The organism is Massilia eurypsychrophila (assembly GCF_002760655.1).
Lineage (GTDB): Bacteria > Pseudomonadota > Gammaproteobacteria > Burkholderiales > Burkholderiaceae_D > JAFCUW01.
Map to the genome: position 1 here is coordinate 193,926 of NZ_PDOC01000004.1, position 23,182 is coordinate 217,107.

The following is a 23,182-nucleotide window of genomic DNA, read 5'->3' on the forward strand; positions in this document are numbered from 1 at the left end:
CAGATTGTCACCGGGATGGCGCCACCGCAGTCGCGGCGGCGCCCTGCTCTTCTTACTGAGCGCTGCGCGCGGCCGTCTTCGAGCGGCCCAGCGTCCAGGCGAATCCGACGCCGGCCGATGCGTCGTTATCCTTCTTCATCAATGGACTGTCGCGGTTGGCCGCGCCCGAGTAGCTCTCGAGGCGCACGAAGCCGAACAGGCGCACGTCGTCGTTGAACTTGTACGACGTCGACAGGCCGAGGCGCACCAGCATCAGGCCGGCGTCGGCCTGGTACGCAGGGCGCGCCGCGGTGGCATACTGCGGCGCCACCTCATAGAAGTAGCGGTTGATGCGGCTGTCGCCGATTACCAGGCCGAGGTTGGCGTCGTAGCTCCACGGGCTGCCGGGCTGGCGCGTTTCGTATACCAGGCGCGGCTCGAAGGTCGTGCCCTGGCGGCGCACGCCGTCGCGGAACTCGATCACCGCGCGCAGCGGCAGGTCCAGGCGCAGCCGGCTGGTCGGCGTCGGATTGGTCAGGAAGACCTTCACGCGCGGACCGAATTCGCCAAGGAAGCCAAGGTCCGGCATGCCCGCACGGGCGGCGCCGGAGTCGGAACGGGCAGGCAGCGAAGCGGCAAAGCCGATGTCGAATTCGACGCGGTCGGTGCGCACCAGGCGCGCGCCGATGCCGCCGCCGTCGGCGCGCAGCACTTCGCCGCGGTAGATAAAGAACGGTACCGCCAGCACGCGCCCGGAGCGGCTGTCGGCGCCGGGATAGGCAGGCGTCGAGGCGGCGAAACCGCCGACGCCGGCTTCCCACAACGGCAGCGTGGTTTGCTGCGCGGCGGCCGGCAGCGCGAAGGCCAACGCGGCCAACGCCAGCGCGCCCGGTATCAGCTTGCGCGCGCTCATGGGAAGATCGCCTGCAGCAGCGACGCCAGGTTATAGCCGCCCTTGATCAGCTGGGTCTTGGCGATGGCGGAACTGGGCACCGGATAGTTGGCCGGCACTTCGAGGTTCCAGTTATAGTAAATCTCGCCCTTCTTGCTGGTCTGCTGGATGCCGGGGCCGAACGTGACGTCGGCATAGGCCAGCTTGGCGGCCACCAGCGAATCGTCGGCCCACTGGTAAGGCCAGGTGACCGGGTCGCCGGCGTTCTTGGCCACGTCCGGCTTGGTGGCGATGACGGCCTGGGCAAACTGTTCGGGGGTGCGGGTGCTGATGCGGCGCATCGCGTAGTCGACCGTCGTGCTGTCCCAGTACGAGTGGAACGGCTTGGTCAGCGCCTTCGGCACGCCTTCGCGTTCAGGCTTGTTCTGGCCCGGGATCTGGCTCGCGCCCATGGCGGCGACCTTGTCGTCGTTCATCAGCAGGTTGTTGCCGCCGCGCGAATCGAAGATGCTGACGGTGTCGATATCGGCGTGCTTGTTCGGCACGACGAACTTGCCATCCTTGCCGATGAAGGCGGCGCCGACGTGCAGCGGCTGGTGGATGTCGCCGGTCATGTGGGTGATCAGCAGCAGCGCCTGGCGCTTGGAGAAACCGTGCGGGTTCAGCGCCGCATCGGTCTTGCCCTGCAAGACGGCGATGGCCTGCTTGAGGGTCTGGACGATGTCGTCCGGGTCGGTGCCAACGTCATTGTCGTGGTAGTGGTCCTTCTGGAACGGCACGTCGGTGTAGTGGTACACGCTGGCCTTCGGATTGGCGCTGACGTAGGTGACCATCTCCGGCGTCTGCGGCCCGCACCAGTTGCCCTTGACGCAGTCGGCCCACACCGAGATCGATTCGAGGCTCTCGCCAGGCAGCAGCAGCGCGGCGACCTGCTTTTCGGCGTTGCTGCCCTTGAGCAGTTTGTCGGCGATGGCGCCGACCGCGCGGTGGCCATCGTTGCCCCAAGCGAGTGCTTCAGTCGACAGGAAGGCGCCCGTCAACGCAAGTACGCAAGCTAGTTTTTTCATGTTTGTTTTTCCTTGGTTTGAACGTTATATGCCGCCCTTGGGCGGCCGGGGATGTCAGTTGATCCGGTCGATGCGCGGACGCGGCGCGGCCGGCGCGGCCAACGCGGCGCTGCCAGGCTGATTGCGCGCGAGGTAGCCGACGAAGGCGTCGAGGTCGAGGATCTGGGTGTCGACCTTGTTGGCCGCCTGCTTGAATACCGGATAGCCGTCGCCACCTTCGGCGAGGAAGTTGTTGGCCACCACCCGGTACGTCTTCGCGTCGTCGAGCGGGGCGCCGTCGATGCGGATACTGCCCGGCACCACGCGCTGGCCGTCCGGTCTGGCGTTGTCCCACTTGTAGTAGAACGAGCGCGAAACCTGCAGCATCGAGCGTCCGCCCGAAGCGCGCAGCCACTGGTTTTCGAGCAGTGCGCGCAGCTGTGCGCCGGTCATGTCCATCACCACCAGCGTGTTCGAGAACGGCAGCACGGCCTGGGCCTGGCCGAACGTGGCGGTAAGGTTGTCGGCGACGTCGAAGTCGCTGCGCAAGCCGCCCATGTTCATGAAGCCGACCTGCACGCCCTGGGCGCGGGTCGCTTCGACGACGGCATCGGCGACCAGGCCGCCGAGTGCCGATTCGCCGGCCTCGTTCATCTTGCGCGCGGTGCTGCGCTGCGCCACACGGGCGATCGGACGGGCCAGCGCGGCCGCGCTTTGCGCCTTGACACGGGCCAGGTAGCCGGCCACTTTCGGGTCGGCCGGATACTCGCCTGGCTTGACCGGGACGTTGCGCACGGCGACGTCAAGCACGCTGCCGGTGGCAGGGTCGATCGACAGCTTGATACGCGAGAGCACATGGCCGCCCATCTGCGCCTGGGTGATGGTGCGCCCGCCGGCCTTGCACTGGAAGCCGGTGTGCGAGTGGCCGCTGATGACGAGGCGGATGGCCGGATCGAGCCGCTCGGCGATGCCGACCACCGGGCCTTTCAGGCTGGTGCAGTCGGGCTGATCGAACGGCTCGGTGGTGTGGCCGCCTTCGTGGATCAGCACGACGAAGGCGGTGGCGCCTTGCGCGCGCGCCTGCGGCAGCGCCTTGTTGATGGCGTCGGCTTCGTCGGTGAAGGCGAGGCCGGCGATGCCGGAGGCGAGCACCACCGACGGCGTGTTTTTCAACACGGCGCCGATGAAGGCGACCTTGACGCCCTTGACCTGCTCGATGGCGAACGCCGGCAGCAGCGGCTGGCCGGTGACCTTGTCGATGACGTTGGCGGCCAGGTAGCTGAAGGCGGCACCGCTAAAGTCGGGCGCGAACTTGCAGGCGTTGACGCTCAAGGTCGGCTTGCAGCCGCCGCGCTGCTTGCGCAGCAGTTCGGCGCGGCCCTGGTCGAATTCGTGGTTGCCCACGGAGCTGAATTTCATGCCGAGCATGCTCAGCGCGACAATGCTGGGCTCGTCGCCCCACATCGACGACAGCGCCGGCGTGCCGCCGACCAGGTCGCCGGCACCGACGAGCAGCAAGTCCTTGTCTTCGACGCGGTAGGCCTGCAGCGCGGCGGCGAGGTTGTCGATGCCGCCGGCCATCATGGTGTTTTCCTTGCCCTCGCGCGCGCTGGTGTAGACGAACTTGGTCGCTTCGAGGTGCCCGTGGAAGTCGTTCAGCGCGACGAGGTTGATGTCGATGGGCGCGGCGGGCGCCGGCGCGCGCGCGGCGCAGCCGGCCAGCGCCAGGGCCAGGCTCAGGACGGTCGGGACTAGGAAGGGAGCAAGTTTCATCGTTATAAGAATTCCGGGTAGGTACTGCAGTGAGCGGACGAAAAAACAGGCCCGAGGGCCTGTTCGATTATGCACCTTTTCCGCTCCGCTGCAGGGTGTACTCTGCAACGGACCGGGTGGAACTATTTAGATGTCCATCGAGAGGGTGACCGACGCAAAGCGTGGCGCGCCCAGGTAGTAACGCAGGGTGCCGGCCGAAATACCAGGGTAAGCCGTGGTATTGGTGACGCTGGTCGACGACGCATTGCGGTACTGCTTGTTGGTGATGTTGCTCCAGTTGAAGGTCAGCTTAGGGCGCTTCAGGATGCCGTAGTTAGGAAACGTGTAGCCGGCGTCAAAGCCGAACACGGTGTAACCCGGCGACTTTTCGTCGTTGACCAGCGTCGACTGCTGCTCGCTGGTGGCCTTTGCCTTCACACGCGCCCAGAACGATTTTTGCGAGTACTCGAGCGACAGGCCACCCTTCAGGCGTGGCGTGTTCGGCAGTTCCTTGCCGCCCAGCGGCAGAGTTGCGGTCGACGTTACGCGCAGGTCGTCCTGGATTTCGCTCTTGATGTATCCGACCGAACCGTACAGCGACCAGCCGTTGATTGGCATGTTGTTCGCTTCGATTTCGAAACCGCGCGTCTTGACGTCGCCGACGTTGGTGTAGCTGTTGGCGTTGGCGATCGGATCGAACCCGCTTGCCTGGCGGTTCTTGAATGACACGCCGAACGCCGTGAAGGTGGCGATGAAGCGGCTATCCTGGTGGCGGTAACCGATGTCGGTATTCCACGACGTCTCTTCCTTGACGTCGCCGGCCAGCTGCACGACGCCCGGGCTGATGATCTTGACGTTGGTGCCGACGTTCGAAAACACGAAGTTAGGCGGCGCCTTCATGTTTTTGGCAATGCTGATGAAGATCTGGTCGTCGTTGGTGATCTTGTAACGTGCGCCGAACTGCGGCAGCACGGCCTTATAGGTGCGCGCGATCTGGTAAGTCGCGTTGCGGTTCGCTTCGCTGGAGTAGTTGGTGAAATCACGCTTGATGAAAGGCGTGCGCACCCCGATGTTGATCAGTGCTTTGCCGTCCAACATGCTGATCGTATCCTGCACGAATGCCTGGTATCCGGTCGACAGAGTGCGGTTGTCGCGGCTGATGTTGACCTGGCTGCCGTCGGCTCGCAAGATTCTTCCGTCCTGCAGATACACGTCGACCGGATTGCCTTCGTCGGTGACGCGCACCATCGGGCTGGTCTGACGGTGGGTTGCCTTCTCGTACCAGCCGCCGGCGAGGATCTCGTGGTTGCCGATCGTGTGGGTGACCGACGCCGTCACGCCTGGGCGCTGGGTGCGGGTGACCGATGCGTTGGCGACGATGACGGTGTCGAGGGTGTCGCCGTCACCGTTGAGGTCGATAGCGGCAGTGTTCGCCAACGTGGTGGTGTTCAGGAAGCCGCTACCTTCATTCTGCGAGCGTTGCTGCAGGCCGCCGTTGCCGAAACCGTACCAGTAATAAGGGATGATCTTGATGTCGGTGTTTTCGCCGACACGGAATTTCGCGGTGGCCGAGAAAATCGCGTTCTTGAACGGGTTCAGGTACAGGCCATAGTACAACGGCGACGGCACGGTATCGCGCTGGGCGGTGCCGCCCACTGGCTTGACGTGGCCAGGGAAGGTTGGCGACGTGTCGTAGTAGTAGCCGAAGTTCTTCAGTTCGGTCAGCGTCAGGTTGTTGATGCTGTTGTTGGTTGCCTGGTTGTACAGCAGCGTCGCGTGCACGTAGTTAAAGCGATCCCAGTCGTAGTTAAAGCCGGCATCGACGTGGTCGCGGTTGGCGCCGCCCAGACCCTTCCACTTGTCTGCCTGTGCATTCGAGAACGAAATGAACGCCTTCGAACGCTTGTCGGAAAAATAGCCCGTGTCGTAACGGACGAAGGTCTTGTGCATTGCCAATTGGCCGATGGTTTGTGCGATGCGCACGCGGCTCTTGTTTTCTGGTTTGCAGGTGACGATGCCGAAGTTGCCGCCCGAGGCGCCCACTTGCGGCGAGTCGACGTCGGTCGAACCCTGGGTCACGAACTGCGAGCAGGTGTTTTCCTGGTCGACGTACTCTTGTGGGTAGACAGCGAAGTTGCCCGAGTCGTTGACCGGCACGCCGTTGATGGTGGCGCCGATCTGATCGCTGTTGAAACCGCGCAGGCTCATGCCGCCGCCGAACAGGCCGGTGGCGTCATGGTTGTAGCTGTTTACCGACGGCAGCATTTCGAGAGCTTCATATGCGTTGCCCGTTGGGCGCTGCTTTTCCAATTCCTCAGCGGTGATGGTCGAACGCGCTTTTGGCGCATCTTCGGTAACCATCAGGCCCATACCGATTTTCTTACCGGTAATGACAACTTCAGCTCGCGGCGCCGATGCAGCGACTTCTGGCGTCGTCTGCGCGTACGCCGACACGCTCAGGCACGCGAGCTGGCAGGCCAGAGCGATCAGGCTCAGGCGCAGCTTAGGTTGTTGAATAAAAGCGGATTGCATTGAGAACTCCCTAGAGTGTTATTGTAAAAACGACATCTGCAAGTGACACACTTGCGGCAAAAAAATGGTTTCGGCACCGTGACCCCGGACCGCACTGCGGCAGCTTATAGGGGCCGCGTGACATTGACATGACATCAACGCGTATATGGAGAAGTTGCCAAAAAATACAAAATAGGCAAGTTCTTGGTCAACTATGCATTAAGGCTACATTGCTGACAAATACCATTTCGTTTCGGCATTTATACGATAAAAATATATATGCGCAAAAGAAAAAGTCTGGAAAGTCTCGTGCCATTCGCCAAAGGATTGCTGCGTATCAAGGCGCGATTATAAAGGAGGCGCTGAAGGCAGAATTCCTTTCGGGGGGAATTTTGATAAAGCCGAGTCGGATGGGGAGATTGTGTAGCGAGATGACCACAAAGATGGCGAAAACGTAATGACATTGCCGCTTGCGGGCGGTCTGGCGGCGTGGCGCCGCCAGAGGTCGTGGCGGCGGTTAACGCGCGCGAACGGCCGGCTTGTGCGCGCCGAACGCCGCGATGGCCGCCTCGAAACGGGCAAAACGCTGGTCCAGCTGGCGCGTCAGCCGTTGTTTTTGCGCATCAGGCAGGAAAGCGTAGCGCACGCTGTTGTAGGACACCTTCTTCACTTCGGCATAGTCGGGCTTGTAGCGGCTGGCAAACAGCACGTACTCCTGTGCCAGGGTATGGCGGGTCACGCCGGCGTCGTCGGTCGAGATGACAAACGGCACGCCATGCTTGCGGTACAAGGTGATCGGGTGATTTTCGCCGCGCACGCCGTTGATGAAATCGTTGCTCGTCAGGTTGATCTCGACCGGCACGTCGGCCTCGCGCAGCTTTTTCATGATGGCGAAGATGTTGCTTTCGTGGGCCAGGTCGATGCCGTGACCGATGCGGTTGGCGCCGGCCACGTTGAGCGCATGGTCGATGTGGAACTTCAGCCCTTCGGGGGCAACGTCGCCGAGCGCCAGTTCGCCGGCATGCAGCGCGATTTTCACCTTCGGGTACTGCGCTTTGAGGAACCGGAACATCTTCATGTGCAGCGCGTAGTCGCGCATCGACACGGCCTGACTCTCCTGGCCGACGATGTTGACGCCGACGATCAGGTCGCTCTGGCTGGCGGCCTTGAAGCCGGCCACCATCGACGAGAACACCTGCGACGGCGCCAGCAGGCGCAGCACGTAGGCCTGGTAGCGCATGGTGAAGTTGTCGTCGTCGATGTTGGCGGCGGCGGCGTGGATCTTGGCGACGTAATCGGCGATGTTGCGGCCGAACGCGGCGTCCTGCTCGAGATTGGCCAGCTGGCCGCGCATCAGTTCGGTGAAGGCGGCGTCGTCCAGGCCGACCTGCGCGGCCCTGGTGTCGAAGCCGGCGTGCAAGGTAAACGGCGCCAGTTTGAACATCGTCTCTATATAGCTGACGTTTTCGGCGATGGCGCGCTGCTTGAGCGTTTGCAGGCCTTCGGCAAAATTGGCGTTCGATACCGGCCCGAAGTAGCCGAAGGTCTGGAAGAACTGGCGGTCCGGCGGCGGCTGGTTGGCGCCATGGTTGTGGAAGTCCTTGCTCGACCAGCGCTGCAGCAATTCGCGCCAGGTGAAGTCGTCGGCGAACAGCTCGCTGCCGGACAGGCAGGTGCGCTGGGCCGGCGGCAGCGCGCGCTCGGCATCGATGACGGCCTTGTTGGTTTCGATGCGGTAGGTCAGCTTGTTGGCGCAATAGCCCTGCTTGTCGAGGAACTCGACGTACTGCTCGGCGTACAGCGAGCCCGAATAGTGGTGGTGCAGGTCGCCGCCCTTCGGCATTTGCGTGAAGAACATCGTCAGTTCGGCCAGGCGCGCATCGTGGCCGCCAACCAGGCTGGCCAGATAGCGGGCGGTCGCCGCTTCGTTGCCTTTTGGCAGCGGCTCCTTGGCGCCCGCGCCGGCCGTGACGCCGGCCAGGGCCAGGGCGATCATCAGGCTGAGTGTCTTCTGCATGCGTGTTTCTCTCTTGTCGATTGTTGGGCGGCGCGCCAGCGTCCGCGGCGCCTTTTCCTGCGCGCTACTTTATAGGCTTCATACCTCGTTTGCAATAACGTGGCGAAAGCGCAAAGCCGCGGGCTTTCGACTATTGCTTTTCGGCACTTTTCTCATGCAGGCGGTTATAATGGCCGCTGATCCTGTCAGCAATGGGCGGGTGGAAATCGTCCAATCCTTGACCCCAACGGGTTGACTAGGGACAACACATCATATCTACTGTGGAGTGCGCAGCCCAGCGGCGCACTTTCATTTTCGTCATTACATCGGGGCTTTATTCATGCCGAAGGCCAAGTTCCTCAGTGCGGAGCTGTACAACGCAGTCAAGCGCGATGTGTCCAAGCACATCAAGAAAAAGCTGCGGGGCATGGAAATCGACGTCACCGACATGGAGCTGCATAATTCCTCGCAGACGAAGACGCTGCGCGTGTATGTCACGCTCAGCCGCACGACCAACCTGAAGGCGCTGTACCTGGCCGAGTCGATGATCTGCAAGGAGCTGCAGGACGAGTTCGACATGCAGCCGCACGCGTTTTACTGGCGCTACCTGCCAGAAGAAAAAGCGGCGGAAGAAGCCGCGCCGCTCCCGACACCTGACTCCTGAAACGCCATGCCTAGTCAAAAAATACTTATAGTCGACGATTCGCTGTCGCAGCGGCTGGTTTTAAACGCCCTGCTGACCAAGGAAGGTCACACCGTCATCATGGCCAACGATGGCGAGGAAGCGGTCGCCAAGGCCAAGAGCGAGCTGCCCGACCTGATCATCATGGACATCGTCATGCCGGGCCTGAACGGTTTCCAGGCCACGCGGGCCATCACCAACGACGAGACCACCTGGCACATTCCGGTGATCCTGCTCACCAGCAAGGACATGGATTCGGACCGCATCTGGGCGCTGCGCCAGGGCGCCACCGCCTTCCTCAACAAGCCGCTCGACCACGTCGCGCTCATCTCGTTGATCGAGACGCTGGCCTAAGAATGCTGGGGTCAGGTCTGACATTCGGACATTTTGCTGGGGTCAGGTCTGACATTCGGACATTTTGCCGGGGTCAGGTCTGACATTCGGACAAATCCCGCTTGCGGTCTCGCCTTGGGATGCGATCCACGACAGAGTTTTTCCCGCTGGAACACGTCCACCACAAAAAAAGCGTGAAAAATGTCCGATTGTCAGACCTGACCCCAGCTATTTGTCCGGTTGCCAGACCTGACCCCAGCTATTTGTCCCAAAAAAAGCGTGAAAAATGTCCGATTGTCAGACCTGACCCCAGCTATTTGTCCGGTTGTCAGACCTGACCCCAGCTATTTGTCCGAATGTCAGACCTGACCCCAGTGTTTCCAAAGATTATCGGGCGGGCGGGCGCTCGTGCACCAGACGGCCGGCTGAATAGGTGGCGCGGATGGCGCGGTCGTCGCCCAGCAGCGCCAGCGCAAACAACAACTCTTCCAGGCTGTCGCAGGCGCCGGTGCGGCGCGCCAGCAGCGGCGTCGCCTGCGGATCGAGCACGACGAAGTCGGCCTCGGCGCCAGGCGCGAAACTGCCGATCGCCCCTTCCAGGCGCATGCTGCGCGCCGCCCCCAGCGTGGCCAGGTAGAACATGCGCAGCGCCGGCAGGTAGCTGCCTTTCATGCGCGCGACCTTGTACGCTTCGTTCATCGTGCCGAGCATGCAGAAGTCGGTGCCGGCGCCAACGTCGGACGCCAGCGACAGCGCCACCCCGGCGGCATCGGCGCGCTCGAAGTCGAACAAACCGCTGCCAAGGAACAGGTTGGAGGTCGGGCACACCGCGACCGCCGCGCCGCTTTCCGCCATGCGGGCGAAATCGCGCTGGTCGCACCAGATGCAGTGGCCGAAGACGGCGCGCGGACGCAGCAGGCCGTGGCGGTCGTACACGTCAAGGTAGCTGCGCGCGCCAGGAAACAGCGACTTGACCCACGCGCACTCGTCCTCGTTTTCGGACAAATGGGTCTGGATGAAGGTGCCCGGATGGGCGGCCGCCAGTTCGCCGGCCAGCTGCAGCTGCGCCTCGCTCGACGTCGGCGCGAAGCGCGGCGTGATGGCGTACAGCGCGCGGCCACGCCCGTGCCAGCGGCCGATCAGCTCCTCGCTGTCGCGGGTGCCGCTTTCGGCGGTGTCGGCCAGGAAGTCGGGACAGTTGCGGTCCATCAGCACTTTGCCGGCCACCATGCGCAAGCCGCGCGCTTCGCTCGCCTCGAAAAACGCATCGACCGATTGCTTGTGCACGGTGCAGTAGACCATCGCGGTGGTGGTGCCGGCGCGCAGCAGCTCGCCGAGGAAGAAGTCGGCCACCTCGCGCGCGTGCACAGGGTCGGCGAATTTGCTCTCGGTCGGGAAGGTGTAGCGCTCCAGCCAGGGCAGCAGGCCAGGCGCCGGCGAGGCGATCATGTCGGTCTGCGGGAAATGGACGTGGGTGTCGATGAAGCCGGGCACGATCAGCTTGCCGCGGTAGTCGATGACGTCGACGCCGGCCGGCAGCGCCGGCGCCAGCTGCGCGTAGTCGCCGGCGGCGTGGATGCGTTCGCCGTCGACCAGCAACAGGCCGTCCTCATGCCAGGAATAGGCATGATCGGCAAACGCCGGATCGGCGTGGAAATGCAGCAAGCTGGCTCGGTAGGCCCTCAGGTGTTCAGGTGTTGCTATCGACATCAGTTTCTTTCTGTCTTACTTGTTGCGCTCAGCACGAGCCTACCAGCCTAATCGGGGGCGCGCCAGCGCCGGCGCGGGACGCCGCTTCCCACTGCATCAACAGTTGCGCCGATACCGAGGCGGCAATCACCGCAGGCTCCTTGCTCGTGATTCCAGGCAAGCCGATCGGGCATGCCATCGCGTCGATGCGGGCAGCATCGACGCCGCGCTCGCGCAGCCGGTGCTCGAACTGCTTGCGCTTGGTGTGGGAGCCGATCAGGCCAAACCAGCCGACCGCCGGCCGCGCCAGGATGGCGCAAGCGAGGCGCTGGTCGAGCGCGTGGCTGTGGGTCATGACGAGGTAGCTGGCGCCGTCGGGCGCGCCGGCCACCAGGTCTTCCGGCGAGTCGGTCGCTTCGACGCACACATTGTCGGGCACCCGCGGCGGGAACATGTCTTCGCGCTCGTCCACCCACGTCACCGTGCACGGCAGGTGCGCCATCGCGCGCACCACGGCGGCGCCGACGTGGCCGGCGCCGAACAGCATCACGTGCGCGCGCGGCGCGGCCACCTGCGCGACGAGCCAGCGGCGCCCGTCCTGCTCCTGCATGACGTGGGTACCGCGGCCGCGCGCAAATACCGGCGCGGGCGCGCCGTGCAGCTGGCTGCCGGCGCCGTCGAACAGCGCGCTGTCGGCGGCGCCGTCAAGCGCGGCCAGGCGCCAGCTGTCGGCGCCGCGGCGCTCGGCCAGCAGCGCAGCCTGGGCCGGCTCGATCAGCTCGAACGCGAGGTGCACGACACCGCCGCAGCATTGGCCGAGGCTGGGCCCGAGCGCGAAGCGTTCGACGTGGCGCGGCGGGGCATTGCGCAGCATCGCGCGCGCCGTCTCGATGGCGCGCAGCTCGAGGTGGCCGCCGCCGATGGTGCCGGCCACCTGCGTGGCAGCGACGAACATGCGCGCGCCTGGCTCGCGAGGGACCGAGCCCTCGGCAATGGCGACGGTGACCAGCACCGCCGGCGCGCGCGAGGCGATGGCCCATTCGTTCATCATGCGCCTTGCGCCACCGCCGCTTCGACGGCGGCGATGGCGTTGAGGATTTCTTCGCTGGTGGCCGGCGCGTTCAGCGGCGGGTTGACCTTGTGCCCGCCCACCGACGACACGGCGTCGCGGATCGCGAAGAACACCGAGAACGGCAGCAGCAGCGGCGGCTCGCCGACAGCCTTGGAGCGGTGGATGCTGTCGGTGGCGTTGCTGTTGTTGTACAGCGCGACGCGGAAATCGTCCGGGCAGTCGGAGACGCCGGGGATCTTGTAGGTCGACGGTGCATGCGTCATCAGCTTGCCTCCTTCGTTCCACCACAGTTCTTCGGTGGTCATCCAGCCCATGCCCTGGATGAAGGCGCCTTCGACCTGGCCAATGTCGATGGCCGGGTTGAGCGAGCGGCCGGCGTCGTACAGCACGTCGGCGCGCAGCAGCTTGAATTCGCCGGTGAGCGTATCGACCACCACTTCGGACACCGCCGCGCCATAGACGAAGTACGAGAACGGATTGCCGCTCATGGTGACCGGATCCCAGTGCAGGCCCGGGGTGGCGTAGTAACCGTCGGACCACAGCTGCACGCGCGCCAGGTACGCTTTTTGCACCAGCTCCGGAAAGCGCACCTCGTGGCCATTGACGAACACCATGTCGGCAGCAAAGCGCACTGCCTCCACGTCCCCTCCATACAGTTTGACCGCGTAGGCGGCCAGGCGTTCACGGATCTGGCGGGCGGCGTCCTGCGCGGCCTTGCCGTTCAGGTCCGCGCCGGTCGACGCCGCGGTGGCGGAGGTATTGGCCACCTTGCTGGTGTCGGTGGCGGTGGCGCGCACGTGCGCCATGTCGACGCCCAGTTCGTGCGCCACCACCTGCATCACCTTGGTGTTAATGCCCTGCCCCATTTCGGTGCCGCCGTGGTTGACGAGGATCGAGCCGTCGACGTACACGTGCACCAGCGCGCCGGCCTGGTTCAGGTGGGTGACGTTGAAGGCGATGCCGAACTTGACCGGCGTGAGCGCCAGGCCTTTCCTCAGCACCGGACTGGCGCGGTTGAAGGCAGCTACGTCTTCGCGACGGGCGCGGTAGTCGCTGCTCGCTTCCAGTTCGGCCACCAGGGCGCCGATGACGTTGTCGATGACGACCTGGCCATAGGGCGTGACGTTGCGGCCTTCGCCGCCGTAGAAATTGAGGCGCCGGATGTCGAGCGGATCGCGGCCGAGGTTGCGGGCGATTTCATCGATGACGTATTCGATCGCAATGGCGCCTTGCGGTCCGCCGAAGCCGCGAAACGCGGTGTTCGACTGCGTGTTGGTCTTGCCGCAGGCGGCCAGGATCTCGACGTCGGACAGGTAGTAGGTGTTGTCGAAGTGGCAGACGGCGCGCGTGGCGACGGGGCCCGACAGGTCGGCCGAGTAGCCGGCGCGGGTGACCATGTCGACACGGGCGGCGGCGATCCTGCCGTCGCCGTCGTAACCGACTTCGTAGTCGTAATGGAAGCAGTGGCGCTTGCCGGTGACGAGCATGTCGTCGTCGCGGTCGGCGCGCAGCTTGACCGGGCGCTTCAGCTTGAAGGCGGCGATGGCCGCCGCCGCGCACCACAGCGCGGACTGCGATTCCTTGCCGCCGAAGCCGCCGCCCATGCGCCGGCATTCGACGACGATGTTGTGCGAATGCAGTCCCAGCGCGTGGGCGACGACGTGCTGCATTTCGCTCGGGTGCTGGGTCGAGCACAGGACCAGCATGCCCTTGTCTTCCTTCGGCACGGCGTAGGCGATCTGGCCTTCGAGGTAGAAATGCTCCTGGCCGCCGACATACAGCTCGCCCTTGACCTTGTGCGGCGCCTGCTCGAACGCCTGCCTGAATTCGCCGCGCGCAAGGCGCATCGGCGGCAGCACGTACGATTGCGCGGCCTTGGCCGCCTGCGGCGTCAGGATGGCGGGCAGCTCTTCGTAGACGATGTCGGCCAGGCGCGCGGCGCGGCGGGCCTGGTCGTGTGTTTCGGCGACGACGATGAAAATCGGCTGACCGACGTACATGACGACGCCGTCGGCAAAGACCGGGTCGTCGTGGATGATCGGGCCGCAGTCGTTCAGGCCGGGGATGTCGCCGACGGCGTACACGGCCAGCACGCCGGCGGCGGCGCGCACGCGGGCAAAATCGGTCGAGACGATGCGCGCATGGGCCTTGCCAGATAGGCCGAGCGCGCCATGCACGGTGCCCTGCAATTCCGGGATGTCGTCGGTGTAGGTGGCCTGGCCGAGCACGTGCAGCGCGGCCGATTCATGCGCGCGCGGCACGCCGACGGCGCGCCATGCGGCTTCTTTCAGGACGGGGACGCCGGCGTCGTTCATGCCGATGCTCCTTGAATGCGCCTGGCAAAGGCGTTGACGTCGGCAGGCGCCAGCGGGTTCTCGGTGCGCGTCTCGAACCAGAAGCGGCGCAGCAGGTTTTGCGCGGCCTTCATGCGGTAGCCGCTGGAGGCGCGCATGTCCGACAGCGGCGCGTAGTCGACGGCCAGCATCGCCATCGCTTCGCGCAGCGTCGCTTCGCTCCACTGGCGTCCCTGCAGCAGTGCCTCGGTGCGGGCGGCGCGTTGCGGGGTGGCGGCCATGCCGCCGAAGGCGATGCGGGCGTGGGCGACAACGCCGCCGTCGATGCGAAGCGCAAAAGCGGCGCACACCGCCGAGATGTCCTGGTCGAAGCGCTTGGCCAGCTTGTAGGTGCGGAACTGGACGCCGGCGCGCGGCATCGGCACGCGTACCGCCTGGACGAATTCACCGGCCTGCAGGTCCTTCTTCTGGTAGCCGAGATAAAACGCTTCGAGCGGCATGGCGCGCACGCCGGCCGGGCCGCGCAGCACCAGTTCGGCGCCGAGCGCGATCAGCCACGGCATCGAGTCGCCGATCGGCGAGCCGTTGGCGACGTTGCCGCCCAAGGTGCCGGCATTGCGGATCGGCAGCGAGGCGAAGCGCTGCCACATTTCGGACAGCTGATCGGGATAGTGCTTGCAGACGGCGCGGTAGGCGTCTTCCAGCGTGACGCCGGCGCCGATGTCGATGAAGCCGGCGGCCTCGGTGACCGCCTTGAGCGCATCGACGTGGCCGAGGTAGATGATGTCGCCGATCTCGCGCAGCTGCTTGGTGACCCACAGGCCGATGTCGGTGGAGCCGGCCAGCAGCAGCGCGGCCGGATGGGCGGCGCGCACCTCTGTCAGTTCGTCCAGCGTGCGCGGGGCGAAGAAGCTGGCGCCGCCGGCGCTGTAGGTGGCCATGCTGTCGCGGCGCAGTTCGAGCAGCTGGGCGGCGAGCGCTGCGCGGTCGAAGGCGACCGGCGGCAGCTCGCCCATGCGGCGGGCGGCGTCGATGATCGGGCGGTAGCCGGTGCAACGGCACAGGTTGCCCGAGAGCGCGTCGTCGACCTGGCGGCGGCTCGGCTGCGCATTTTCCTGCATGAGGTCCTGCTTCAGGTACATGCCCCACAGCGACATGACGAAGCCTGGCGTGCAGAAGCCGCACTGGGAGCCGTGGCATTCGACCATCGCCTGCTGCACCGGGTGCAGCGCGCCGTCGGGCTGCTGCAGGTCCTCGACCGAGAACAGCGCCTTGCCGTCGAGCGTGGCGGCAAACTGGATGCAGGAATTGACGGCCTTCAGTTCGAGCGCGCCGTTTTCCAGCGAGCCGATGACGACCGTGCAGGCGCCGCAGTCGCCTTCGGCGCAGCCTTCCTTGGTGCCGGTGCAGTGCAGATCCTCGCGCAAATGCTGCAGCACGGTGCGGGTCGGCGCCACGCCGTCGAGCTGGCGAACCTTGCCTTGAAAATAGAAACGAATTGGATCTGACATGCTTGCCTCGGTTTTCTCCCAGCTTGCCAGGTTAACACCGTGGGCCGCACCAACTATACGATATTAATGATGTTGCTTATATCGACTCGACAATACTGAACGGATGGGTTGCGCGCCAGTGATCGGCAATGTCGATGCGGCGCGCGATCCAAACCTGGTCGTGCTGCTGGACGTAATCGAGGAAGCGCGCCAGCGCCGCGGCGCGACCTGGCCGGCCGACGATGCGGCAGTGCAGCCCGATCGACAGCATCTTCGGCCGGTTCAGGCCGGCAGGGTCGCCTTCGGCGTACAGCGTGTCGAAGGAGTCTTTCAGGTAGTCGAAGAACTGGGTGCCGGAATTGAAGCCCTGCATGGCTGCGAAGCGCATGTCGTTGCTGTCGAGCGTGTACGGCACGATCAGTTGCGGCTTGACGCCGGCGGCGGTTTCCACCTGCTGCCAGAACGGCAGGTCGTCGCCGTAATGGTCGGCATCGTAGGCGAAGCCGCCGTGCTCGACGACCAGCTTGCGCGTGTTGGGCGAATCGCGCCCGGTGTACCAGCCGCGCGGCGCGGCGCCGGTCAGCTCGCCGATGATCTGCACCGCTTCGGCCATGTGGGCGCGCTCGGTCGCCTCGTCGATGTTCTGGTACGAAATCCACTTCAGGCCATGGCAGGCGATCTCGTGGCCGAGCTCGGTGAAGGCGGCCACGGCTTCCGGATGGCGCTTGAGTGCCATGGCCACGCCAAACACGGTCAGCGGCATGCGGCGCTCTTCGAACAGGCGCAGCACGCGCCACAGGCCGGCGCGCGAACCGTATTCGTACAGCGACTCCATGCTCATGTGGCGCATCGGAAACGGGGCCGCGCCGATGATTTCGGACAGGAAGGTTTCCGATGCAGCGTCGCCGTGCAGCACATTGTTTTCGCCGCCCTCCTCGTAATTGAGGACAAATTGCAGCGCGATGCGCGCCTGCCCCGGCCAAGCCGGATGAGGCGGGTTGCGGCCATAGCCGGCCAGGTCGCGCGGATAGTTGTCGTAGGTGCTCATGGGTGGCTTCGGCAAGGTCAGTATATTTGTCATCATATATTGATCGCAACAGTTGGGGTTATGATCTGCGCGACAGGCCAAACAACGACCGCATAGGAACCACGATGGGAAAACTTAGTACGCACGTGCTCGACACGACCCAGGGCAAGCCCGGCGCCGGCGTGCGCATCGCGCTGTACGTTGTCGGCGCGCAGGGGCGCAGCTTGCTCAAGACCGACGTCACCAACGCCGACGGACGCTGCGGCGCGCCGCTGCTGGAGGGTGAGGCCATGCAGCCGGGCCGCTACGAACTGGTGTTTGCCGCCGGCGACTATTTCGCCGCCCAGGGCGTGGCGCTGGCGGAGCCGCGCTTCATCGACGAAGTGACGATTGCGTTCGGCATCGCCAGCGCCGAGCAGAACTACCATGTGCCGCTGGTCGTCACGCCGTGGTCGTATTCGACCTATCGGGGCAGCTAGGCAAGTTCAGCGAACGGGGGCCGGCGCGCAATGTTTGGTATTCTTGGTGCAGAGAAGCGTCAGGAGAGCAGATGGCCATGCATATCGTTCACTTCATCGGCCCGATCAACCACAGCGCGGTGTGTACTGTCCGCAACTTGTGCCTGCAGGCGCTGCAAAGCGGGGCCACCGAAATCGAGCTGCACATGTCGACCGAAGGCGGCAACATGACCGCCGGCTTCGCGCTGTACTTCTTCCTCAAGTCGCTGCCGATTCCCTTGTCCACTCACAACATCGGCAGCGTCGAATCGATCGGCGTCGTCATTTTTCTTGCCGGCGCCAAACGCTACGCCTGTCCCGGCACCCGCTTCCTGGTGCATCCGCTGCACTGGGGCTTCGGCAACCTCGTCGCGGCCGACCATTCGCGCGTCAGCGAATGGCGAGAATGCCTCGACTTCGATGCCGAGCGCTACGCGTCCATCTACGAGGAAGCGACCGCCGGCGCCGGCGAGCCGGACGACATCCGCACCCACCTGTTCGGCAACGCCCGCCTCTTCGACGCCAACCAGGCGCGGGCGGCCGGCATCACGCATGAAACGCAGCAGACGCGCCTGCCAACGTCGGGCGAAACGTCGCACTGGTGGAACGGCTAGGTCCATTTCACCCTGTTGAGTAAGTGCACGAACGTTCCTTTTACGCCACAAAAACTTGATCGATGTCAACAATTTCCACCGGGAACGATAAATTGCTTGTGAAAATTTCGCGCAATTGACTAAAATCAAACCTCAACTTCGCGCAACGGCCCAACAACTGCCGCGGCGTCACTATTCCACCCCAGACATTCCCCTATGTTGCAAACGCTACAGGCATTCCTATGAACAAACGTTTTATCGCTACCCTTTTGGCCCTTCCACTAGCGGTCTCCAGCGCGTTTGCGCAGGATTCGGGCACCGCGCCGACCGTCAAGATCAGCGGCTTCGGCACCGGCGCGCTGACCTGGACCAATACCGATGACGCCGAATTCGCCCGGCCGAACCAAGCCAGCGGCGTGCGCAAGGATCCGCGCACCGGCGTCGATTCGAACCTCGGCCTGCAAGCGTCGGTCGACGTCAACAATTGGCTGTCGGGCACCGTTCAGGGCCTGGTGCGCAAAGATGCCGATGAAGGTTACGGCGCGGACCTGTCGTGGGCATTCGTCAAAATGAAGGTATCGGACCGTTTCAGCGTGCGCGTCGGCCGCATGGGCTTGCCAGTGTTCATGATTTCCGACTACCGCAACGTCGGCTACGCCAACACGATGGTGCGGCCATCGGCGGAAGTGTATTCCCAGGTGCCGTTCGACACCATCGACGGCATCGATGGCACGTTTCAGCACAGCATCGGCGACACCACCCTGACCACCCAGCTGGCAGTGGGCAAGACCAGGCCTGCGCTCGGTCCAGCCGTGCATCTCGAGACCGACCTGCTGACGGCGCTGAATCTGGTGGCCGAGCACGGTCCGTTGACGGTGCGCATCGGCCACGCCCGCGCCAAAGTGTCGATCGATGACTCGGCCTCGCTGAACACGCTGCTGAGCGGGCTGCGCGGCGCCGGCGCCGGTTACAAGTTCCCTCAACTGCCAATCCTTGCCGATGCGCTTTCCGTGCAAAAGAAGCAAACCTCGTTCAGCTCGGCAGGCGCGATCCTCGACTGGAACAACGTACTGGTGCAGACCGAGTATGCCAAACGCAAGACCGACAGCTACATCAACGACACCAGCTCGTGGTACCTGATGGCCGGCTACCGCATCGGCAAATTTCTGCCGTACGCCAGCCACGCCAGCCTGAAACGCGATGGCATCGTCACTAACACCGTGCCGGCTGCCTGCCCGCCCGGCTACCCGGCCGCGTGCACGCCAACGTTGCAGGCGCTGTCGGCCGGCGTGACGCGCCTGTCGACCACAGGCGCCCAAGGCCAGCAGCAGACCAACACCATTGGCGTGCGCTGGGACTTCCACCGCTCGGCCGCACTGAAAGTACAGATCGACCGCGTCAAGCCGCAGCATGGCCAGGGACTGTTGCTCACCCCTGCCGCCAGTTTCACCGGCCCGGTCACCGTCGGCGCCGTTGCCGTCGACTTCGTTTTCTAAGGATTTTTCGATGCACTCCATGTTAAAAGCCACACTGGCCGCCGCACTCATTTCGGCTGGCGTTCCCTCGTTCGCGGAAGTGGTCGCCGTGGTCGGCGCCAAGAGCCCGGCCACTACCATGACCAACGAGCAGGTCGCCCAGTTTTTTCTCGGTAAATCGTCGTCGATGACGCCGATCGACCAGCCGGAGAGCTCGCCGATCCGCAACGAGTTCTACAAGAAGGTCGCCGACAAGGAAGCGTCGCAGGCCAAGGCGCTGTGGTCGAAGCTGGTGTTTACCGGCAAGGCCACGTTGCCGAAGGAAGTTGCCGGCAGCGCCGAAGTAAAGAAAGCCGTCGCCGCCGATTCGAAGGCGATCGGCTACATCGAAAAGAGCGCCGTCGACGCCACCGTCAAGGTCGTGCTGACTGCGCCGTAATTTGCCTCAAGCCAGTTCCATCTAGCAGTACCGGGCCTGTCCCGCCGCGTCCGCGGCGCGGCGGGCCCGTTCCAACTCAGGAAGCAAGATGAATATCAAGCGCAGGATTTGGGCACTACCGGTCATCTCGACCATCATTTTCGGCCTCGGCGTAGCGGCCAGTGCGACCATCGCGACCGGCGCGCTGGGGTCGATTCGCATGACGGAACAAGTCGATTATCCAGTGCTCGACGCGGCCAAGACCATCACGCTCGACGTCGGCGCGGTGGCCGATGCATTGCGCGACGCCGTCAGCGAAGGCGACAAGGCGCGTATCGCCCAGGTCGGCGAGCAGGCCGGCAAGCTGCGCGCCAAGATTGCCGCGTTCGGCAAGATCGACGGCCAGGCCGGCAATGGCGAACGGCTGACCAAGGAATTCGACGCCTATTACGCACCGGCGCTGTCGGCCGCGAAGATCATGCTGGAAATGGAAGAAGGCGACCCGCAAGCGACCGTCGCCCGCATGCAGAGCACGCTGGCGACCTTGAATGCCGACCTGGCAAAGACCAATGCGGCGGCGCAGCAGCAGTTCAAGGCCGGCATCGCCAACAGCGAGGCGAGCGTGCGCAAGGTTGTCAGCGCGATGGTGCTGACCGCGCTGGTGGTAGTGGCGAGCCTGGCGCTGGTGTCGTTTTTCGTCGTGCGCGCCATCTGGCAGCAGCTCGGCGGCGAACCGGAATATGCGCGCCAGATCGCGCGCGCGGTGGCCGACGGCGACCTGTCGATGGAGATCGCGACCGATGCGGGCGACCGCAGCAGCCTGCTGGCGGCTTTGAAAGAAATGCGCGCGCGGCTCGGCACGATGGTGGCCGAGATCAAGCTGTCGGCCGAGACGATCCAGACCGCCAGCGCGGAAATTGCCAGCGGCAACGCCGACCTGGCCAGCCGCACCGAATCGCAAGCGGGCAGCCTGGACCAGACGTCGCGGGCGATCGAAGCGCTGAGCGGCACCGTGCGCCAGAATGCCGGCAACGCCAGCCAGGCCAACCAGCTGGTGATCGATGCGTCCAGCATCGCTACCCGCGGCGGCCAGGTCGTCAGCGGCGTGGTGACGACGATGGGCGACATCAATACATCGGCGAAAAAAATTGTCGACATCATTTCGGTGATCGACGGTATCGCCTTCCAGACCAACATCCTGGCGCTCAATGCCGCGGTCGAGGCGGCGCGTGCCGGCGAGCAGGGACGCGGCTTTGCGGTGGTGGCGGCGGAAGTGCGCAACCTGGCCCAGCGCAGTGCCGGCGCCGCCAAGGAAATCAAGGAGCTGATCGGCGACTCTGTTGCCAAGGTCAATGCCGGCAGCGCGCTGGTCGACCAGGCCGGCCTGACGATGGGGCAGATCGTGGAATCGGTGCGCAAGGTTGCCGACATCATGGCCGAGATCAGCGCGGCGAGCCAGGCCCAAAGTGCCGGCATCGACGAGATCGGCCGCGCGGTCGTCAGCATGGACGAGATGACGCAGCAGAACTCGGCCCTGGTGGAAGAAGCGTCGGCCGCGGCCGAATCGCTGACCGACCAGACCAACCAGCTCAGCGTCGCGTTGAACGTGTTCAAGCTGACCGGCGCCGGGGCGACAGTGCCGGCGCTGACCTACGGCTAAGCTCGCCCCTGGCACCCTGGGGTCAGGTCTGACAAACGGACAAATTGGCAGGGTCAGGTCTGACAAACGGACAAATCCAGCTGGTCTCGCGTGCGACGCGCATGTTCATGCTACAAGGCCGCCCTTCCGCGGACTGGGCAGCGGGCAAAGTCAACCGAAGTGTCCGAATGTCAGACCTGACCCCGGCAAAATGTCCGAATGTCAGACCTGACCCCGGCTTTTGCGCCGCGCGCGCTCGTACACTGGTCAAACTTGCAAGTGGCGCGCGGGTGCCTTAAAATCAAAAGCTCTGCGGCCGCCGACCGGCGCCGAACCATTCTGGGCTTGGCCCACCGCGATGCCCCCTGCTTTTTCATGCTGTTTTGCTGTCGGTGAGCCTTGAGTACCGTGCCCATCTGGGCGCTGGTCATCGCGCTCAGCATCCTCATCCTGTGCTCGGCTTTTTTCGCCATGGCGGAAACGGCGCTGATGGCGGCCAACAAGTATCGGCTGCGCCACCTGGCCAAGCGCGCTCACCGTGGCGCCATCACGACCCTGTGGCTGCTGGAACGCACCGATAAGCTGTTGTCGGTGATCCTCATCGCCAATACCCTGATCAACGCGATGGCCACCGCGCTGGTCATCGCCATCGCCATCCTGCACTTCGGCCCCGAGGAAACCGTGCTCGTGATCGCTACCGCGGTGGTGGCCTTCCTGCTGATCGTGTTCGCCGAAGTGTCGCCAAAAGTGATCGGCGCCACTTATCCCGAGAAAATCGCGCTGGCCAGCAGCGTGGTGCTCAAGCCGCTGATGACGGCGTTGCAGCCGGTGGTGTGGTTCGTCAACCTGTTCGTCACCACGGTGCTCAAGCTGCTGCGCATCAAGTCGGGCGGCAATGCCGACGAGCACCGCGTCTCGCCCGACGAGCTGCGCTCGATCGTGATGGAAGGCGGTAACTTCATTCCACAGAAGCACAAGAGCATCCTGCTCAACCTGTTCGACCTGGAAACCATCTCGGTCGAGGACATCATGACCCCGCGCGCGCAGATCGAGGCGCTGAACCTGGCGGTGCCGGTCGACGAGATCAAGCACCAGCTGACGACCTGCTATCACAACAAGCTGCTGGTCTACGAAGGCGAAATCAACCAGATCGTCGGCGTGCTGCACGTGCGCAAGGCGGTCGCGCTGCTGAACGAGGAGGAAGAACTCACCGTCGAGCATTTCCGCGAACTGCTCAGCGAGCCCTATTTCATCCCGCAAGAAACCGGCGTGTTCACGCAATTACAGTATTTTCAGGAAAACAAGGAGCGACTCGGCATCATCGTCGACGAGTACGGCGAAGTGCAGGGCCTGGTGACGCTGGAAGACATCATCGAGGAAATGATCGGCGAATTCACGACATCGGTGCCGGGCGCGGCGCGCAGCGAATCGTTCGGCTGGGATGCGAATGGCGAATGCCTGCTGGAAGGATCGACCCCGCTGCGCGACATCAACAAGCGGCTCGGCCTGGACTTCCCGGTGGACGGCCCGAAGACCCTGAACGGCCTGCTGCTGGAAGAGCTACAGGAAATACCGGAGGCCGCAATCAGTGTCAAAATCGGCAACTGTGTTATCGAAGTGATACAGGCGCAAAATCAGTCGATCAAGGTCGTCAAGCTGACCCGGCCACCCGGCAAGCGCCCGGCCTGACCTGGCAACGTCCCGTCATCCGGCAGCATGCCATTTTGTCTACGTGGTATGCATGCCTCTTTCCTGCGACAAACCCTTTACAAAAATGATGCCCGGAGGCATGATCTG

General features: G+C 64.1%; 18 protein-coding genes. 8 read left to right on the plus strand and 10 right to left on the minus strand.

What is annotated here, in order from left to right; all coding sequences use genetic code 11:
* Nucleotides 1-52: 52 nt before the first annotated feature.
* The 5 genes from CR105_RS08860 to CR105_RS08880 form a co-directional block, all read right to left on the minus strand.
* Entirely contained in the window at nucleotides 53-892 is an 840-nt protein-coding gene (locus CR105_RS08860; protein WP_099788074.1) for a MipA/OmpV family protein, read from the minus strand.
* Entirely contained in the window at nucleotides 889-1,938 is a 1,050-nt protein-coding gene (locus CR105_RS08865; RefSeq protein ID WP_099788075.1) for a S1/P1 nuclease, read from the minus strand. The genes CR105_RS08860 and CR105_RS08865 overlap by 4 nt, the downstream gene beginning before the upstream one ends.
* Nucleotides 1,939-1,992: 54 nt before the next feature.
* Complete coding sequence (locus CR105_RS08870; RefSeq protein WP_099788076.1) at nucleotides 1,993-3,690, minus strand: bifunctional metallophosphatase/5'-nucleotidase; 1,698 nt, start codon at nucleotides 3,688-3,690, stop codon at nucleotides 1,993-1,995.
* 126 nt (nucleotides 3,691-3,816) lie between these two features.
* Nucleotides 3,817-6,201, minus strand: coding sequence for a TonB-dependent receptor (locus CR105_RS08875; RefSeq protein ID WP_099788077.1), 2,385 nt, complete (start codon nucleotides 6,199-6,201; stop codon nucleotides 3,817-3,819).
* A 496-nt stretch (nucleotides 6,202-6,697) separates the two neighbouring features.
* The gene (locus tag CR105_RS08880) at nucleotides 6,698-8,197 is read right to left on the minus strand and encodes an amidohydrolase family protein (RefSeq protein ID WP_099788078.1); all 1,500 of its coding nucleotides are present in this window, start codon (nucleotides 8,195-8,197) and stop codon (nucleotides 6,698-6,700) included.
* Nucleotides 8,198-8,516: 319 nt separating this feature from the next.
* Between CR105_RS08880 and CR105_RS08885 the strand changes: the two genes are divergently transcribed.
* Both CR105_RS08885 and CR105_RS08890 read left to right on the plus strand, forming a co-directional pair.
* Entirely contained in the window at nucleotides 8,517-8,840 is a 324-nt protein-coding gene (locus CR105_RS08885) for a hypothetical protein (protein ID WP_099788079.1), read from the plus strand.
* Nucleotides 8,841-8,846: 6 nt separating this feature from the next.
* A complete protein-coding gene (locus tag CR105_RS08890) occupies nucleotides 8,847-9,212 on the plus strand; it encodes a response regulator (RefSeq protein ID WP_099788080.1) in 366 nt (121 codons plus the stop codon).
* Nucleotides 9,213-9,578: 366 nt separating this feature from the next.
* Here CR105_RS08890 and guaD read toward each other — a convergent pair whose 3' ends face one another.
* The 5 genes from guaD to puuE form a co-directional block, all read right to left on the minus strand.
* Nucleotides 9,579-10,901 (minus strand): guanine deaminase, encoded by a 1,323-nt coding sequence (guaD, locus tag CR105_RS08895; protein WP_099788081.1) that lies wholly within the window; start codon nucleotides 10,899-10,901, stop codon nucleotides 9,579-9,581.
* Nucleotides 10,902-10,929: 28 nt separating this feature from the next.
* Nucleotides 10,930-11,928 carry a xanthine dehydrogenase accessory protein XdhC gene (gene xdhC / locus CR105_RS08900; protein ID WP_099788331.1) on the minus strand — a complete coding sequence of 333 codons (999 nt, stop codon included), beginning with the start codon at nucleotides 11,926-11,928 and terminating at the stop codon, nucleotides 10,930-10,932.
* On the minus strand, nucleotides 11,928-14,267 hold the full coding sequence (gene xdhB, locus CR105_RS08905) for a xanthine dehydrogenase molybdopterin binding subunit (RefSeq protein WP_099788082.1): 2,340 nt from the start codon (nucleotides 14,265-14,267) through the stop codon (nucleotides 11,928-11,930). The genes xdhC and xdhB overlap by 1 nt, the downstream gene beginning before the upstream one ends.
* Complete coding sequence (xdhA, locus tag CR105_RS08910; protein WP_099788083.1) at nucleotides 14,264-15,757, minus strand: xanthine dehydrogenase small subunit; 1,494 nt, start codon at nucleotides 15,755-15,757, stop codon at nucleotides 14,264-14,266. Before xdhA ends, xdhB begins: the two co-directional genes overlap by 4 nt.
* Nucleotides 15,758-15,833: 76 nt before the next feature.
* Nucleotides 15,834-16,784: an allantoinase PuuE gene (gene puuE, locus CR105_RS08915; protein ID WP_099788084.1), complete on the minus strand. Its 951-nt coding sequence runs from the start codon at nucleotides 16,782-16,784 to the stop codon at nucleotides 15,834-15,836.
* Between the two features lie 104 nt (nucleotides 16,785-16,888).
* On the opposite strand from puuE, the gene uraH reads away from it, so the two are divergent.
* The 6 genes from uraH to CR105_RS08945 all read left to right on the plus strand — a co-directional run bounded on the left by uraH (nucleotide 16,889) and on the right by CR105_RS08945 (nucleotide 23,074).
* Nucleotides 16,889-17,242: a hydroxyisourate hydrolase gene (gene uraH, locus CR105_RS08920; protein ID WP_099788085.1), complete on the plus strand. Its 354-nt coding sequence runs from the start codon at nucleotides 16,889-16,891 to the stop codon at nucleotides 17,240-17,242.
* Between the two features lie 77 nt (nucleotides 17,243-17,319).
* On the plus strand, nucleotides 17,320-17,874 hold the full coding sequence (locus CR105_RS08925) for an ATP-dependent Clp protease proteolytic subunit (protein ID WP_229413771.1): 555 nt from the start codon (nucleotides 17,320-17,322) through the stop codon (nucleotides 17,872-17,874).
* A 221-nt stretch (nucleotides 17,875-18,095) separates the two neighbouring features.
* On the plus strand, nucleotides 18,096-19,349 hold the full coding sequence (locus tag CR105_RS08930; RefSeq protein ID WP_099788087.1) for a porin: 1,254 nt from the start codon (nucleotides 18,096-18,098) through the stop codon (nucleotides 19,347-19,349).
* 19 nt (nucleotides 19,350-19,368) lie between these two features.
* The gene (locus CR105_RS08935; protein ID WP_180288140.1) at nucleotides 19,369-19,767 is read left to right on the plus strand and encodes a type 2 periplasmic-binding domain-containing protein; all 399 of its coding nucleotides are present in this window, start codon (nucleotides 19,369-19,371) and stop codon (nucleotides 19,765-19,767) included.
* 88 nt (nucleotides 19,768-19,855) lie between these two features.
* Nucleotides 19,856-21,406: a methyl-accepting chemotaxis protein gene (locus CR105_RS08940; protein WP_099788089.1), complete on the plus strand. Its 1,551-nt coding sequence runs from the start codon at nucleotides 19,856-19,858 to the stop codon at nucleotides 21,404-21,406.
* A gap of 378 nt (nucleotides 21,407-21,784) precedes the next feature.
* A complete protein-coding gene (locus CR105_RS08945; protein ID WP_099788090.1) occupies nucleotides 21,785-23,074 on the plus strand; it encodes an HlyC/CorC family transporter in 1,290 nt (429 codons plus the stop codon).
* Nucleotides 23,075-23,182: the final 108 nt, after the last annotated feature.

What these genes read in the sequence shown, in the direction of transcription:
- CR105_RS08930 (WP_099788087.1), top strand. Translation starts at nt 18,096, where the DNA reads ATGAACAAACGTTTTATCGCTACCCTTTTGGCCCTTCCACTAGCGGTC.
- xdhC (WP_099788331.1), bottom strand. Translation starts at nt 11,928, where the DNA reads ATGAACGAATGGGCCATCGCCTCGCGCGCGCCGGCGGTGCTGGTCACC.
- CR105_RS08925 (WP_229413771.1), top strand. Translation starts at nt 17,320, where the DNA reads ATGCATATCGTTCACTTCATCGGCCCGATCAACCACAGCGCGGTGTGT.
- CR105_RS08940 (WP_099788089.1), top strand. Translation starts at nt 19,856, where the DNA reads ATGAATATCAAGCGCAGGATTTGGGCACTACCGGTCATCTCGACCATC.
- puuE (WP_099788084.1), bottom strand. Translation starts at nt 16,784, where the DNA reads ATGAGCACCTACGACAACTATCCGCGCGACCTGGCCGGCTATGGCCGC.
- CR105_RS08865 (WP_099788075.1), bottom strand. Translation starts at nt 1,938, where the DNA reads ATGAAAAAACTAGCTTGCGTACTTGCGTTGACGGGCGCCTTCCTGTCG.
- xdhB (WP_099788082.1), bottom strand. Translation starts at nt 14,267, where the DNA reads ATGAACGACGCCGGCGTCCCCGTCCTGAAAGAAGCCGCATGGCGCGCC.
- CR105_RS08885 (WP_099788079.1), top strand. Translation starts at nt 8,517, where the DNA reads ATGCCGAAGGCCAAGTTCCTCAGTGCGGAGCTGTACAACGCAGTCAAG.
- CR105_RS08860 (WP_099788074.1), bottom strand. Translation starts at nt 892, where the DNA reads ATGAGCGCGCGCAAGCTGATACCGGGCGCGCTGGCGTTGGCCGCGTTG.
- CR105_RS08890 (WP_099788080.1), top strand. Translation starts at nt 8,847, where the DNA reads ATGCCTAGTCAAAAAATACTTATAGTCGACGATTCGCTGTCGCAGCGG.
- uraH (WP_099788085.1), top strand. Translation starts at nt 16,889, where the DNA reads ATGGGAAAACTTAGTACGCACGTGCTCGACACGACCCAGGGCAAGCCC.
- guaD (WP_099788081.1), bottom strand. Translation starts at nt 10,901, where the DNA reads ATGTCGATAGCAACACCTGAACACCTGAGGGCCTACCGAGCCAGCTTG.
- CR105_RS08875 (WP_099788077.1), bottom strand. Translation starts at nt 6,201, where the DNA reads ATGCAATCCGCTTTTATTCAACAACCTAAGCTGCGCCTGAGCCTGATC.
- CR105_RS08935 (WP_180288140.1), top strand. Translation starts at nt 19,369, where the DNA reads ATGTTAAAAGCCACACTGGCCGCCGCACTCATTTCGGCTGGCGTTCCC.
- CR105_RS08870 (WP_099788076.1), bottom strand. Translation starts at nt 3,690, where the DNA reads ATGAAACTTGCTCCCTTCCTAGTCCCGACCGTCCTGAGCCTGGCCCTG.
- CR105_RS08880 (WP_099788078.1), bottom strand. Translation starts at nt 8,197, where the DNA reads ATGCAGAAGACACTCAGCCTGATGATCGCCCTGGCCCTGGCCGGCGTC.
- xdhA (WP_099788083.1), bottom strand. Translation starts at nt 15,757, where the DNA reads ATGTCAGATCCAATTCGTTTCTATTTTCAAGGCAAGGTTCGCCAGCTC.